Below are 14,839 nucleotides of genomic sequence, written 5' to 3'. Positions count from 1 at the left end.
CGTCACTGCGAGGCCTCGCGATAAGCTGACACCATCATGACTGAGACTCTCACCTCCTCCGCGTCCGCGTCGACAAGCCCAGCATTCACGGTGCCGCAGGAGCGGAAAATCGTGACGAGCATCCCCGGGCCGCGTTCGATCGAGTTGCAGGAACGTCGCAACGCCGTCGTCTCCAGCGGCGTCGCCTCGGTGCTGCCCGTCTACATCACCCAAGCGAACGGCGCGATCCTGGTCGACGTCGACGGCAACCACTTCATCGACTTCGGTGCCGGCATCGGTGTGACCACCGTCGGCCACACGGAGGCGAGCGTCGTCGCCGCGGCATCCGAGCAGCTCGGTGACGTCATTCACACCCTCTTCACCGTCACGCCCTACGAGGAGTACGTCCGCGTGGCAGAGCTGCTCGCGGAGCACACGCCCGGCAGCTTCGCCAAGAAGAGCGTGCTCGTCAACTCCGGCGCGGAGGCAGTGGAGAACGGCGTCAAGATCGCCCGCAAGTACACCGGCCGCCGAGGCGTCGCCGTGCTCGACCACGCCTACCACGGCCGCACGAACCTGACCATGGCCATGAACTTCAAGGCCGCGCCGTACGCGACCGGCTTCGGCCCGCTCGCCGGCGACGTCTACCACGCACCGAGCAGCTACCCGTATCACGACGGCCTGAGCGGCGCGGATGCCGCGGCGCGCACGATCGGCTACCTCGAGAAGATCATCGGCGCCTCAGAGCTCGCCTGCCTCGTCGTCGAGCCGATCCAGGGCGAGGGCGGCTTCATGGTCCCCGCCGACGGCTACCTCAACCTGCTGCAGGACTGGTGCACGGCCAACGGCATCGTCTTCATCGCCGATGAGATCCAGAGCGGGATGGCCCGCACCGGCAAGTACTTCGCCAGCGAGCACTTCGGGCTCGAGCCCGACCTGATCCTGAGCGCCAAGGGCATCGCGGGCGGCCTGCCGCTGGCCGCCGTCACCGGCCGCGCCGAGATCATGGATGCCGCACAACCCGGCGGCCTCGGTGGCACGTTCGGCGGCAACCCCGTCGCCTGCGCGGCAGCCGTCGCCGTGTTCGAGGCGATCGAGGCGAACGAGCTGCTCGCGGAGGGCGAGCGCATCGGGCGCACCCTCACCGCCGGGCTCGAGGTCCTCAAGGCGAAGTACGACGTGATCGGCGAGATCCGCGGCCGCGGCGCCATGATCGCCATCGAGCTCGTGCAGCCGGGCACCGGCGAGAGCAGCAAGCTGGCCAACGCCGCTGCCGTCAGCCACATCGCGAGCTACGCCGCCCAGCGCGGTGTGCTCCTGCTCACCGCCGGCACCTACGGCAGCGTGCTCCGCTTCCTGCCGAGCCTCGCCGTCTCCGATGCGCTCATCGCCGACGCCCTCGCGGTGATCGACGACGCCCTCGCCGAGCTGGCCGCGTAGAGCGTGAGTACCTCAGCCACCGAGACCTTCGCGTTAGCGGATGCCGTCGAGCTCGCCGTCGTCGAACGCAGCGGCTTCGTCGAGTCGCGCCACGGCGGCTCGGCCGTCGTGCTCTCCCCCGACGGCACCGTGCTGCGCAGCCTCGGCAACCCGGCCGCGCCCGTGTTCCCCCGTTCGACGCTGAAGCCGTTCCAGGCGATCGCGTCGATGACGAGCGGGGTCACCCTCCGCGGCGAGGACGCGGCGATCGCGACCGCCAGCCACTCCGGCACCGCGCGGCACGTTGAGCTCGTCCGCGGCCTGCTGGCGCGCGCCGGCATCCCGGAGAGCGCCCTCGGCTGCCCGCCCGCCTACCCGCAGGATGCGGAGACGCGCGATGCCGTCGTGCGCTCTGGCACGGGCAAGCAGCGCGTGTACATGACCTGTTCGGGCAAGCACGCCGCGATGCTGCTGGCCTGTGTCGCCAACGACTGGCCGCTCGAGAGCTACCTCGACCCCGAGCACCCGCTTCAGAAGCGCGTGCTCGACGTGATCGAGCGCTTCACCGGCGAGCGCCCCGTCGCCAGCGGCATCGACGGTTGTGGAACGCCGGTGCACGCGATCTCGCTGCTCGCCCTCGCCCGTGGCATGCACCGGGTCGGCACCTCGACGCCCGCGTCCCCATTCGCCATCTTCCGCGAGGCCGGCGTCCTGGCTGAGGCCGTTCGCGAGAACGGCTGGGTGGTCGCCGGCCCCGGCCAGCCGGACACCGTCGCGATCGACCGGCTCGGCGTGTTCGCCAAGTTCGGCGCAGAGGGCATCATGGTCATGGTCGCCCCGAACGGCACGACGGTCACCCTCAAGACCCTCGACGGCAGCCTCCGCGTCGGAACGATCGTCGCCCTGCGTCTGCTCGCGGATGCCGGCGCGCTCGAGCACCAGGCGATCGATGCGATCGAGCCGGAGCTCGGCCTGCTGCTCTCCGGTGGCGACGGCATCGTCGGTCGCATCCGCGCGAGCGTCTAGCTCGCCGGGGCTGGGGCTGCGGCCTCGGAGTAGGCTCTCCCTCGACGCACAACGGTGTGCTGAGAGGCAGGAGCGACATGAGAATCGCAGTCCCCCGCGAGGTCAAGAACAACGAGTTCCGGGTGGCGATCACCCCCACCTGCGTGCACGATCTGGTCAGCCACGGCCACGAGGTCTTCGTGCAGACGCAGGCCGGTGTCGGCTCGAGCATCTCGGATGCCGCCTACGAGGCCGCCGGTGCCACGATTCTCCCCGATGCGGCGGAGACCTGGGCGCGCGGTGAGCTCGTGCTCAAGGTGAAGGAACCCGTCGCCGCCGAGTACGGATTCTTCCGGCCGGGGCTCGTACTCTTCACCTATCTGCACCTGGCCGCTGAGGCGGCGCTGACGCACGCGCTGCTCGAGAGCGGGGTCACCGCCATTGCCTACGAGACCGTGCAACTGGCCAACAGGGCGCTGCCGCTGCTGGCGCCGATGAGCGAGGTGGCCGGGCGGCTGGCACCCATCGTCGGGGCCAACGCCATGCTCAAACCGAGCGGCGGCCCTGGGCTGCTGATCTCCGGCGTGCCCGGAACGTATCCGGCGAGCGTCACCGTGCTCGGCGGCGGTGTCGCGGGCACGAGCGCGCTGCAGCTCGCGGTCGGGATGGGCGCCGACGTCACCGTGCTCGACACGAACCTGTTCCGGCTGCGCGAGCTCGACGCCCTCTACGGCGGCCGCATCACGACGATCGCCTCGAGCACGCTCGAGGTGGAGCGGGCCGTGATCGGCAGCGACCTGGTGATCGGTTCCGTGCTCGTGCCGGGCGCGAAGGCCCCGAAGCTCGTCAGCAACGAGCTCGTCTCGCGCATGCGGCCGGGCAGCGTGCTCGTCGACATCGCGATCGATCAGGGTGGCTGCTTCGCGGACAGCCGTCCGACCACGCACGCCGACCCCACCTTCCCCGTGCACGGCTCGATCTTCTACTGCGTCGCGAACATGCCTGGCGCCGTTCCGACGACGTCCACCTATGCGCTCACGAACGCGACGCTGCCCTACGTGCGCGCGGTGGCAAACCACGGCTGGCGCGAGGCGATGCGGAACGATCCCACCCTGGCGCGCGGCCTCAACACCCACGAGGGGTCCATGATGAACGCCCCCGTCGCCGCGGCGCACGCCCTCGTCGCCAGGGAGCTCGCCGAGGTGCTCGGCTGAGACGCTCCGGTCACCGTGACGGCACCCGAAACGCTCACGCGAGGCGTGCCCGCCGGACCCGGCCGTCGCGGTCAACGGCGATGACCCGGGCCTCACCGCCGCGGGTGAGCAGCGGCGGCAGCTCGCGCTGCCGAGAGAGCGTGCGGTAGTCGGAGAGCCTGCACTCGTGGAATGCGATCGTCGCGTGCGGTCGGAGCTCGGCGAAAAGCCCCCAGCGCGCCTGCCAGGCATCCGGGTCGCCGACGATGACGAGTGGGCCGACCGGTCGCGCCCCCGGCATCCGCTCGACCGCGCCCAGCTCCTGCACGGCATCCGGCTGACCGGCGGATGTCGCGCGCTCCCTGGCGATGGCGAGTGCCCGCGTCGGCATCGTCGAGACGATCAGCACGATGCCGTCGTCAACGGGGAGCAGCGGATCGACCTGCTGCCGTCGCGGCCAGCCGGGCGAGAGTGGAGCAGACGAGTTCGGCGCCGCGGACTGCATCTCGAACCCCAGCCACTCGCCGCGACCGGCCGGGGCGGATGCACGCCACCCGCCGCTGCGGCCGCCCGCACGGAGGTGCTCACTCTTCTCGGCCTGGCGCAGCAGCAGCCTGACGCCGAACAGGGCGCTCTGCGTCTGCACGGCACCGCCCAGCACGCTCGCAGCGACGGCGATGATCAGGCCGCGCCGCTGGCCGTCACGCAGCGCGAGGCCGAGGAGCTCGCTCGCGGCGCCCTGGTACTCGATCGGCCACCTGGCGAACACCGCGTCCCAGTCGTCGAAGAGGATCACCCGGGGCTCGGACCGGCGATCGGCGCCGGCGATGTTGCCGCCGGCCGGATCGGCGGCGGGATCGGCGGCGGAGACGAGGGCGTCCCAGTACGCCTCCGGTTCGCTGCTGCCGCAGAGCTGCACCGGCACCGCTGCGGCTTGTGCCTGTTCGGCGATGGCGGCCAGCACGGTGCTCCGGCCGCTGCGGGCCACGCCGAGCACGAGCAGTGGCCCCTGCTCCCCCGGCTCCCACACCGCCCTGCTCTGCCGCTGCTGCCCCGGGTCGTCGACGAGCCCCAGGACGAACCGTGTGCCCTCCCCGCTCCGTGCCATGCCTCTGCCGTCCGCTCCCGTCTCGACGGCGCTGCGGCCGTCATGCTGGGTCGGGTCCAACGCCAGCATGGCCTCGAGCTCGCCGAGCCTCAGGCTGCCAGGCAGCGGCGGCAACCAGGGGCGCCGTGCGGAGCCGTTGGGACCCGTCGCCTCGTCGATACCCCTTGCCCGGTCGAGATCGTCGACCCGGCTGACCGCCGACTGGAACTCGATGAGCCGCCCGTCGCCCGCGTCGACGACGGCTCGGCCCGGGCGACCGAGCGGCAGGAGCGCCGCCGCGTCCGTGCCGATCGTCGCGCGGCTGTCTGCGCGATTGTTCACGCGGAGCGAGAGGCGCAGATTGCAGTTGGCGAGCAGGGCGTCCCGCACGATGCCGGCCGGACGCTGGGTGCACAGCACCAGGTGCATTCCGAGCGAGCGGCCGCGGGCGGCGATGTCGACGAAGACCGCGTGCAGGTCTGGAGCGCTGCCGAGCATCGCGGCGAACTCGTCGACGACGATGACGAGCCGCGGCAGCCGACCCCGCATCACCTCGTCATCGATGTCGCGGGCGCGCACGGAACGCAGGGTGCGTTCGCGATGACGCAATTCGGCCTGCAGGCTTGCCAGGGCCCGTGCCGCCTCCACCTCGTCGAGGTCGGTGAGCAGGCCGACGCAATGCGGCAAGCTGGCCAGGTTGCTGAACGCGGCACCGCCCTTGAAATCGACGAGCAGCAGCGTGCACTCCTCTGGCGTGTATGCGGCCGCGAGCGCGACCACCCAGCTGATGAGGAGCTCGCTCTTGCCGCTTCCCGTTGTTCCGCCGACGAGCGCGTGGGGGCCGTGGGCGACCAGATCGAGCACGATGGGGCCGTTGGCTGCGACGCCGAGCACGCAGCTGAGCCCCGAGCCGTGCCGTGCGAAGCCGGGCACGTCGTGCAGGCTGACGTGGTCAGGCACGCGGGCGGCCCCGCCGAGCAGCCCGGCGGTCTCGGCGGCGCGCAGCAGCCGCTCGGCGGCCAGCGCCGCCTGCTGCCGGCCGAGGAGCTCGGGGACGAGGGCAGTGCCCGTCGCCCCGTCTGCCGCCCGCACCAGCAGCGCGGCGTGTGCGGAGTCCACCCGCAGGATGGTGGCGCAGCCTGGTGGCAAGCGCTCGGCCGACTCGGCGACGACGAGCACCGCCTCCGGCACGGCCTCGGCCGATTCGGGCGATGCCGCGACCGTGTCGACATCGTCGCCATCACCGCCGGTCCTGTCCAGCAGGCGAATCCTGCTCGGCGTCCGCGCCGCTCCGGCGGCCGCACAGTGCGGAAGCGCAGCCGCCCACCGCCATTCCTCCCCCTGCGGCACCGTGAGCAGCACGGAGCCCGGGTGCAGGGCGCGCACCGTCTGCAGCAGGAGACCGCGCATCGCGGCGATGGCGAGCGTGGACGGCCCGACGACGGCGATCCCTCCGGACAGCGCCGCGGTCACCGGCGCGTTACTCACGATGCCGGCACGCTCGGCGAGAGCGAGCAGCGTTCTCAACGCGGCGGCGCCCGCGGCATCCTCCCCGTCGCGCTCCGCCTCCGGCAGCCGGGATTCGAAGCGCACCGCGCTGGGAACGCTGCCAGAGCCCAGGCAGAGCGTGCAGGGGCCGCTGCTCTGCCAGCGACCCGGATCGTCGTCCTGCTCGACGATGGTCTGCGCCGTCGGCGTCTGCCGCCACGCCTCCTCGCGCTCGTCACGGTGTCTGGCGTCGAGCTCGTCCGAGAGTACGGCCAGCTCGGCGACGAAGCGCGCGGACTCACGCCGCATCGTGGCGGCGTTGTGGCGTTTGCCGTCGAGCACGCCGGCGAGCGCGACGATCGGTCCGAGCGCGGCGAAGAGCAGCACGAACGGCGATTGGGTGATCGCCCAGATCGCGCAGGCCGCCACGACCGGCGCGGCGCTGGCGACGAGTGGGAACGGTGCGCGTTGGCGGCGCCGCGGAATGGCGGGGACCGCGAGCCCCGTGCCGCCGACGTACACCGGAGGAGGCTGGCGGGAAGCTGACATGCGGCCAGTCGACCACCGCGTGGGGACGCTGTCACCCGGCGCGGCCACGGCTGTGGAGAAGCGCGAGGAGGCCGCGGCCATGCGCACAACAGAAGCCGCGTACAACAGACGCAGCGGCCCGCTCAGCGGCCAATGCTCAGCGGCTAGAGCTCAGAGGTTTGAGCTCAGCGGAAGGTGGTCAGGCGAGCGCTCAGGCGATGACGAAGAACTGTTCGCCGATCTCCACCCGGGTGCCACGGCCGACGAGGTAGCGGCGCCCGGCCTCGCACACGATCTCCGTGCCGTCCGGGCGGCGCACGATGGTGCCGTTGCCCGATGCCCGGTCGCTGACCCAGAGCTCACCCTCGTGCTGCCCGAACTCGAGATGGCTCTTCGAGACGGAGCGGCCGGGGTCGGTGATCTGAATCAGGTGGTCGAATCGTTCCTGGGCCTGCGGCAGCGGCCGCCGGCCGATCAGGCCGTTTCCGCTGACGTCGAAGGTCTCACCGGTGCTGAACTGCAGCATGAAGCTGATGCCGGAGGCCGCACCGCGCGGTTCGCTGGGGGCGACGACGGCCTCGACCGCTTCCTCTGCCGTCGCGGCAGGTGATCCGGTCTCGAGGGCGCCGGAGCCGAGCGTTCCCCCGTCGAGCGACACGCTGATGATGCCTGTGCTCTGACGCGGACGCAGCGACTGGATCACCGTCGTGTCGGATGGGCGGGCGTCTGCGCGCTGGCGCGACTGCGGGGTCGCGCTCGTCGAGCTTCCGCATTCTCCGCAGAAGAGCGCGTCGCTCGGCAGCTCTGCGCCACAGATTTGGCAGTTCACGATCGCCCTCCTTTCCGCACTCAAGCGTACCGGTCATCGGCCGGCTTCTGCGTCGCTCACCGCCAGCACGTCCACGACGACGACGGTCACGTTGTCCCGCCCACCGTTTCCGAGCGCGGCCTCCACGAGCTGGTTCACCGCCGCCTGGGGTTGCGGGTTCGCGAGCAGAAAGTGCCGGATGCCGTAGTTCGTCAGTTCCTTGGTGAGCCCGTCCGAGCAGATCAGCAGGCGCATGCCCTCCTCGATCGGCAACAGGGCAAAGTCGGGGACCGGGTCCTCGTGGAAGCCGACGGCGCGGGTGATGACGTTGCCGTGCGGGTGCACATCCGCTTCCTCCGGCGTGATGTGCCCGGCGTCGATGAGCTCCTGAACCACCGAGTGATCCCTGGTCACCTGCTCGAGCCCGCCGTGCCGGAGCAGGTAGACGCGGGAATCGCCGATGTTGAAGACCAGCCACGCCGGTGCGCCGTTGGCGACCGTGATGGCGATGCCGGTCACGGTCGTCCCCGTCCCCGTCTCGATGTCGCCAGCGCTCGTGCGCATGTCGTCGACGGCGAGCCGCAGGGAATTCTCGATCGCGGACGGCTCGACGGAATCCGCGCTCGCGTGTTCCGCAAGCCGGCCGACCACGGCGGCGCTGGCGATCTCGCCTGCTGAATGACCGCCCATGCCGTCGGCGACGGCGAAGATCGGGGTCTGGGCCAGGTAGCTGTCCTCATTGCCGTCCCGGCGCAGACCGGTGTCGGTCAGGGCCGCCCACGAGAGGGTGACGTGCTTGGTCGTTCCGCTCGCCATCGTCACCGTGTGGCCGGTGCGTTGCTGGCCGATCTGGATCACGTCGTGCGCCTTCGCTGCGGGGTGAATGTCGTTCCAACACTATCTCCCACGTGCCCACCCGTCCTCAGCCGGATCGAGCAACTCGACCACGACGCCGTCGCCGAGCAGAATCCGGCTGCCGGGCGGGATCACGGTCGCCACCATGGCGCGCAGGCGCAGCTGCGATCCATCCGGCAGCTCCACGAGCGTTCCGTTCGTCGATTTCAGGTCCGTCACGACGACGTCATCGTTGTGCTGGCTGACGAGGGCATGCGTCGCAGACACCTCCTGCGCCGGCGATGGCACGGTCACGAGACGCGCCGTGCTCTGGGTGAGCGGGGTGGCGCGCGGCCGCCGCCCGATGTAGCTCTCGACGTCGAGCGTGAAGATCTCCCCTGCCACCCGCATCCTGTGCACTGCCGCGGCCTGCCCCTCCGGCAGCAGCCGCGCTCCGCCGGCGTGCTCGCCCGACTCGCCCGGCACGCCGAGCACGAGGTCGAGGCGCCGCCCGCTGAGCGCTGCCCCCTGTTGCGCGCCGCCCTGTTCCGCCCACTGCCCATCGCCGTCGACGCTCGCGCTCGCCCCAGGGGGCGGGAGCTCCGATGCGGCGATCGCCCCGACATCCGCGACCGTGAATGAGAGCGCGGTGACCTCGCGGAAGTCGGCGAGCAGCCATGGCCGGATGCCGCGACTCTCGTGGCGACGCGAGCCGCCCGGCCCGAACACGTCGACGCTCGCGCGGCCACGCACGATCACGCTCGCGGTCGTGTCCGCACCGGATGCCGCACTGGGAGCGGCCACCAGTTCGACGGCGGCGAAGTCCTCCACGGCGTGCTCGCCCCCGAGCGGAACCGCCCCGACGACGCGTTCCAGCGTCGTCGTGGCGTCCTCGCGCAGCCGCAACAGCGCGTGCACAACGGCCGGGTCCGTGCTCGCGGGCACCGCGGCCACCCAGTGCATCGCGATGACGTAGCGCCAGAGCGCGGCCGGATCCTGTCCGAATGCGGCCGGAACGGCCCGCCACCGAGGAGCACTCATCCCGCCAGTCCTCCCGTGCTCGGCATCAGCCGGCGTAGCCGATCACGTGCGTGATGCGCGTGTAGTCCTCGACACCATACATCGCGAGATCCTTGCCGTAGCCGGAATTCGTGAATCCGTCGTGCGGCATTTCGGCGACGATCGGCAGCTGCGTATGGCCACCATGATAGACGGGGGAACGCGATAGATCGAGCATGAATTTCGATTGATTCCGTCGAAAAATCGACTGAGAGCCACGGAATCCCTTGCCCAAGCGTCATCCCGCTGACAGAATCAAGCCATGAACACGCTGGGTCGCGCTGCTCCGGTCAAGCCCGTGCAGTTGGACGATGTGTCGAAAGCCATCATCGAACAGCTGCAGGTCGATGGCCGGCGCAGCTATGCCGAAATCGGAAAAGCCGTCGGTCTCAGTGAGGCGGCCGTGCGGCAACGGGTGCAGAAGCTGACGGATGCCGGCGCGATGCAGGTCGTCGCCGTGACCGATCCGATGCAACTGGGCTTCTACCGCCAGGCGATGATCGGCATCCGGGCGAGCGGCGACACCCGCGCGCTTGCCGATGCCGTCGCCGCGATTCCCGCCGTTGACTACGTCGTCCTCACGGCTGGCAGCTTCGACCTCCTGGTCGAGGTCGTCTGCGAGGACGATGAGGAGCTGATCACGCTCCTGAACACACAGATTCGCACGCTCGACGGTGTGACCAGCACCGAGACATTCGTCTATCTCCGACTTCACAAGCAGTTGTACAACTGGGGAACGCGGTAAATCATGAGCAACTCACCTCGCGCACAGCTCAGCGAAGAATCGCTGCAGCAGAAGGCCAAGGACCACCTCTGGATGCACTTCACGCGCCAGTCGAGCATGGCGAACGGCGGTGTGCCCATCATCACGAAGGGCGACGGCCACCACATCTGGGATTCGCGCGGCCGGAAGTACATCGACGGGCTCTCCGGTCTCTTCGTAGTGAACGCGGGCCACGGGCGCAAGCGCCTGGCCGAGACCGCGGCCAAACAGGCGGAGGAGCTCGCGTTCTTCCCGATCTGGTCGTACGCGCACCCCTCCGCGATCGAGCTGGCCGACCGCCTGGCCGACTACGCGCCAGGCGACCTCAACCGCGTGTTCTTCTCCACCGGTGGCGGCGAGGCCGTCGAGACGGCCTTCAAGCTCGCCAAGCAGTACTGGAAGCTGCAGGGGCGCCCGACCAAGCACAAGGTCATCTCCCGTGCGGTCGCGTACCACGGCACGCCGCAGGGTGCGCTGGCGATCACCGGCATCCCGGCAATGAAGGAGATGTTCGAGCCACTCACCCCCGGTGGTTTCCGCGTTCCGAACACGAACTTCTACCGCGCGGCAGAGGTCGGGGCGCCGACCGCGGACCTCGAGCAGTTCGGTGTCTGGGCGGCGAACCGCATCGAGGAGATGATCCAGTTCGAGGGCCCGGAGACCGTTGCGGCCGTGTTCCTGGAGCCCGTGCAGAACTCGGGCGGCTGCTTCCCGCCCCCTCCCGGCTACTTCCAGCGTGTGCGCGAGATCTGCGACAAGTACGACGTGCTCCTCGTCAGCGACGAGGTGATCTGCGCGTTCGGCCGGATCGGACACATGTTCGCCTGCGATCAGTACGGCTACGTTCCCGACATGATCACCTGCGCCAAGGGCATGACGAGCGGCTACTCGCCGATCGGCGCGACGATCGTGAGCGACAAGGTCTACGAGCCGTTCTCGAAGGGCGACACGACGTTCTACCACGGCTACACCTTCGGCGGGCACCCCGTTTCGGCCGCCGTGGCACTGGAGAACCTCGACATCTTCGAGGAGGAGAAGCTCAACGAGAACGTGCGGGAGAACTCCCCGCTGTTCCGGGCGTCGCTGGAGACGCTGCTGGATCTGCCCATCGTCGGCGATGTGCGCGGCGACGGCTACTTCTTCGGCATCGAACTGGTCAAGGACAAGGCCACCCGCGAGACGTTCAACGATGAGGAGTCGGAGCGACTGCTCCGCGGCTTCCTCTCGAAGGGCCTCTACGACGCGGGCCTCTACTGCCGGGCCGACGACCGCGGCGACCCCGTCGTGCAACTCGCCCCACCGCTCACCATCGGCCCAGCGGAGTTCACCGAGATCACCGACATCCTGCGTGGTGTTCTGAGCGAGGCATGGTCGCGGCTCTGAGGCTCGACGCGGCCCAGCCGCTGAGCTTCTGGTTCGACGCGCTGCTGGAGAGCGGTGCGGATGACCTGCGCCCGCGCCCTGCCCTCGCCCGCAACGCGCGCTTCGACGTGTGCATCGTCGGCGGCGGGCTCACCGGACTCTGGACCGCCTACTACCTGGCCAAAGCTGACCCGAGTCTCAACATCGCCGTGCTCGAGAAGCATTTCGCCGGATTCGGGGCATCTGGCCGCAACGGCGGCTGGTGCTCCGCACTGTTCCCGAGCTCTGCGGCGTCGCTGGAACGCACGCACGGCCGCGATGCGGCCATCGCCATGCGGAAGGCGATGATCGACACCGTCGACGAGGTCAGCCGCGTCACAAACGACGAGGGGATCGACTGCGACTTCGTGCGCGGCGGCACCGTCACCTTCGCGCGCAACGAACCGCAGTTCGCCGCGGCATCCGCCGATGTGGCCGAGGCGGCCGAGTTCGGTGTTGACGAGTTGGAACTCTGGGGCGGCGAGGAGGTGGCCGGGCGCTTCGGCGTGACCGGCGTCGGCTCCGGCCCGGCTCTCGGCGCCGTCTTCGACCCGGCGTGCGCCAGACTCCAGCCGGCCAAGCTGGTGCGTGGCCTGGCCGATGTGGTCGAGGGGCTCGGCGTGCACATCTTCGAGAACACCGAGGTCACCAACTGGTTCGCCAGGCGGGTGCGCTTCCGCAGCCAGGGGCCGGACGGCGACGTCATCGATGGGGCCGTCTCCGCAACGCACATCGTCATCGCCGTCGAGGGCTACGGGGCGTCGCTGCCGCGAGTCGGCAGGCACATCCTCCCGCTCTACTCCCTCATGATCGCCACGGAGCCGCTCAGCGATGAGCTGTGGCGCGAGATCGGCATCGAACACGGGCAGACCTTCGGCGACTACCGGCACCTCATCGTCTACGGGCAGCGCACCGCAGACAACCGCATCGCCTTCGGTGGCCGCGGAGCCCGCTACCACTGGGGCAGCGCGATCCGGCCGGAGTACGATCGCGACCCCCGCGTCTTCTCCCACCTGCGAAAGGCGCTCGTCGACCTCTTCCCCGCCGTCGCGGATGCCGCCATCACGCACCGGTGGGGTGGCGCTCTCGGGGTGAACCGCGATTGGCGAGCGACGGCGAGCTTCAACCCGAAGACCGGGGTCGCCCTCGCGGGCGGCTACGTCGGCGACGGGCTCAGCACGACGAACCTCGCCGGGCGCACGCTCAGCGCGCTGATCCGGGATGAGCACAGCCCACTCACCGAGCTGCCGTGGGTCAACCACCGTTCTCCGCAGTGGGAACCGGAGCCGCTGCGTTTCGTCGGCGCGAATCTCGGCCTGCTCGCCACCGGTCTCGCCGATTCAGAGGAGCGGCTGACCAAGCGACCGTCGGTCGCCGCGAAGCTGATGGGCCCACTACTCGGGCACTGAGGCTCGGCGCCGATCGCCCATTTGTGCGCAGGCCTCCCCCGTTCGGGGCCGCTCAGCCCCTACACTCGCAATCATGACTACGCCAGCGCCCAGTGCGCCCACCCCCTACATCCCGGCCGAGCCGCAGACCGCCGGCGTTCCGCCGCTCTGGGCGCCGTACTACAACGCGCCGTTCTCCGCTGCATTCACCCGCTTCTGGAAGAAGTACGCGACCTTCGCCGGCCGCGCCAGCCGCAGCGAGTACTGGAAGTGGGTGCTCGTCCAGGTGCTCATCACCACGGTCCTCGGGCTGCTCACCCTCTTCCTCGCTCTCTCCGGGTCGACCATCGACACGACGACCGGCGCGTCAACCCCCGGCCCGCTGTTCGGCCTCGGCTTCGGGCTCCTCGGCATCTGGTACATCGCCACGGTGATTCCGAGCATCTCGCTCGGCGTCCGCCGCCTGCACGACATCAACCAGAGCGGCTGGATGTACCTGCTCAACCTGATCCCGTCGATCGGATCGCTCATCATCCTCGTCCTCGCTGTGCTGCCCGCCGACCCGCGCGGCGCGCGCTTCGACCAGCCGAACTCCTGACCGAGGTCTCGGCGGTGCGGCCATCGTGCCGTGCCGCCGATGCGGCCGCCACCGGCACGGCGAAGGCCCACTCCGGCAGGCGGCCGATCGAGAGCATCGTCTCGAGGATCTCGGCCAAGCCGTAGCCGGGGTCAATTGCCAGCGCCATCTCGATGAACACGGCCGCCCGACTGCTGCGCCCGAGCGCCCAGTTGAGCCAGGCCAGCATGCTGAGCGCCGGCGGCTTGCAGCGCCGCGGAGCCCTGGCAACGAGTTCGAGGAGCAACTCGATCGCCGCCTCGATCCGTTCCGGATCTGGCCGTGGCCCCTCACCCCAGAACAGTGCAGCGCTCTCTCGCCCCGCCCCGGGTTCGCCTGCCGCGAATCGGAGATTCTCACGCTCGGCTCTCGCGCCGGCCTCGACTCCGAACGCCCAGTGGATCAGCAACATGTCCCGGGCCGGCGGGCCCTGCATGGCGAAGAGCAGGGCTGCCGCGTCCAGTTCGCTCACCGTCTCGGCGGGGCAGTTGACGCTCATCTCGGCGACGGCTGGAAGCCCCAGGAGCGCGGCGAGCTCGGCCGACGGCTCGCCGAGCGCTGCCGGGTCGCTCGCCATCGCCCGGAACCGGTTGATCAGCCGCCCCATCCGCTGCCGGGTGACGAGATCGGCCGTACGGCGCGGATCGGGTCCGCGTTGGTCGTGCATCGCCCGGTCGGCTGGCGCCCCAGGCGGTCGTTCGGCCGCCAGCTGCGCGGTGACCGTGGACTCCGCGATGAGTGCCAGCGCATGCCCGCCCGGAGGCACGGCCGTGTCGAGGTACGAGGCCCAGCCGTCCGCCGCGACGCAGAGCGCGTCCCGCACGAGGAATCCCGACTCCTCGGCGTGGAAGATGACCGCGTTCATCGCCTCGCCGTGCGGCGGAACGTTGCCGGCGTCGAAGCGGGCAGAGGTGTACACAAGCGGCACGACGGCATCCGCCTCAGGGATCTTGCAGAGCAGCCCGATCAGCGACGATGCCACCGCGCTCAACACGTCGGCATCTGAGCTGTGTGGCAGGTCCGCCCGCAAAGCGCCGCAGCTGCGTTTGCCGCGGAACGCGACGAGCACGAGGCTCTCGACGGGCCGGAATCCGGCCAACTCCGGCACGAGGGCGAGGAGGTCCTGTCCGTCTCGTGCCGTGATGATTGTGGTCATGCGGAGAGTCTGCGCCGCAGCGCGACTCCGCTTCTGGCCGGGATGGCCGGCTGTGCACAATCATCCCGCCGCCCGCCCCTGTGCAGGAGAGGCCGCAGCGAGACACCCGCGGCGG

At 70.1% G+C, this 14,839-nt stretch carries 13 protein-coding genes; 7 read left to right on the top strand and 6 right to left on the bottom strand.

Annotation, left to right across the window (positions count from 1 at the left end; translation table 11 throughout):
• The first annotated feature begins 36 nt into the window (after positions 1 to 36).
• The 3 genes from gabT to ald all read left to right on the top strand — a co-directional run bounded on the left by gabT (position 37) and on the right by ald (position 3,617).
• A complete protein-coding gene (gabT, locus tag EV379_RS03960; RefSeq protein WP_130504998.1) occupies positions 37 to 1,419 on the top strand; it encodes a 4-aminobutyrate--2-oxoglutarate transaminase in 1,383 nt (460 codons plus the stop codon).
• 3 nt (positions 1,420 to 1,422) lie between these two features.
• On the top strand, positions 1,423 to 2,424 hold the full coding sequence (locus EV379_RS03955; protein ID WP_130504997.1) for an asparaginase: 1,002 nt from the start codon (positions 1,423 to 1,425) through the stop codon (positions 2,422 to 2,424).
• Positions 2,425 to 2,501: 77 nt separating this feature from the next.
• Positions 2,502 to 3,617, top strand: coding sequence for an alanine dehydrogenase (gene ald / locus EV379_RS03950; RefSeq protein ID WP_130504996.1), 1,116 nt, complete (start codon positions 2,502 to 2,504; stop codon positions 3,615 to 3,617).
• Positions 3,618 to 3,651: 34 nt separating this feature from the next.
• On the opposite strand, the gene EV379_RS03945 is transcribed toward ald, so the two are convergent.
• The 5 genes from EV379_RS03945 to EV379_RS03925 all read right to left on the bottom strand — a co-directional run bounded on the left by EV379_RS03945 (position 3,652) and on the right by EV379_RS03925 (position 9,578).
• On the bottom strand, positions 3,652 to 6,720 hold the full coding sequence (locus EV379_RS03945) for an FtsK/SpoIIIE domain-containing protein (RefSeq protein ID WP_130504995.1): 3,069 nt from the start codon (positions 6,718 to 6,720) through the stop codon (positions 3,652 to 3,654).
• A 190-nt stretch (positions 6,721 to 6,910) separates the two neighbouring features.
• Entirely contained in the window at positions 6,911 to 7,528 is a 618-nt protein-coding gene (locus tag EV379_RS03940; protein WP_130504994.1) for an FHA domain-containing protein, read from the bottom strand.
• Between the two features lie 33 nt (positions 7,529 to 7,561).
• Positions 7,562 to 8,365 carry a PP2C family protein-serine/threonine phosphatase gene (locus EV379_RS03935; RefSeq protein ID WP_423203234.1) on the bottom strand — a complete coding sequence of 268 codons (804 nt, stop codon included), beginning with the start codon at positions 8,363 to 8,365 and terminating at the stop codon, positions 7,562 to 7,564.
• A gap of 39 nt (positions 8,366 to 8,404) precedes the next feature.
• Positions 8,405 to 9,382, bottom strand: coding sequence for an FHA domain-containing protein (locus EV379_RS03930; RefSeq protein WP_130504993.1), 978 nt, complete (start codon positions 9,380 to 9,382; stop codon positions 8,405 to 8,407).
• Positions 9,383 to 9,407: 25 nt separating this feature from the next.
• On the bottom strand, positions 9,408 to 9,578 hold the full coding sequence (locus EV379_RS03925) for a hypothetical protein (protein WP_165397238.1): 171 nt from the start codon (positions 9,576 to 9,578) through the stop codon (positions 9,408 to 9,410).
• An 84-nt stretch (positions 9,579 to 9,662) separates the two neighbouring features.
• Here EV379_RS03925 and EV379_RS03920 point away from each other — a divergent pair, with 84 nt between their 5' ends.
• From EV379_RS03920 to EV379_RS03905, 4 genes are all read left to right on the top strand, one after another.
• Complete coding sequence (locus tag EV379_RS03920; RefSeq protein WP_120254816.1) at positions 9,663 to 10,145, top strand: Lrp/AsnC family transcriptional regulator; 483 nt, start codon at positions 9,663 to 9,665, stop codon at positions 10,143 to 10,145.
• A 3-nt stretch (positions 10,146 to 10,148) separates the two neighbouring features.
• The gene (locus EV379_RS03915) at positions 10,149 to 11,546 is read left to right on the top strand and encodes an aspartate aminotransferase family protein (protein WP_130504991.1); all 1,398 of its coding nucleotides are present in this window, start codon (positions 10,149 to 10,151) and stop codon (positions 11,544 to 11,546) included.
• Positions 11,531 to 12,973, top strand: coding sequence for an NAD(P)/FAD-dependent oxidoreductase (locus tag EV379_RS03910; protein ID WP_130504990.1), 1,443 nt, complete (start codon positions 11,531 to 11,533; stop codon positions 12,971 to 12,973). Before EV379_RS03915 ends, EV379_RS03910 begins: the two co-directional genes overlap by 16 nt.
• Positions 12,974 to 13,046: 73 nt before the next feature.
• Positions 13,047 to 13,550: a DUF805 domain-containing protein gene (locus EV379_RS03905; RefSeq protein WP_130504989.1), complete on the top strand. Its 504-nt coding sequence runs from the start codon at positions 13,047 to 13,049 to the stop codon at positions 13,548 to 13,550.
• Here EV379_RS03905 and EV379_RS03900 read toward each other — a convergent pair.
• Positions 13,483 to 14,724 carry a DUF4192 family protein gene (locus EV379_RS03900; RefSeq protein WP_130504988.1) on the bottom strand — a complete coding sequence of 414 codons (1,242 nt, stop codon included), beginning with the start codon at positions 14,722 to 14,724 and terminating at the stop codon, positions 13,483 to 13,485. The two genes, EV379_RS03905 and EV379_RS03900, sit on opposite strands and share 68 nt — an antisense overlap.
• Positions 14,725 to 14,839 lie beyond the last annotated feature (115 nt).

The sequence above is a fragment of the Microterricola gilva genome (genome assembly GCF_004217495.1).
GTDB lineage: Bacteria > Actinomycetota > Actinomycetes > Actinomycetales > Microbacteriaceae > Microterricola > Microterricola gilva.
This window is presented reverse-complemented; position numbering and strand designations above follow the sequence as displayed.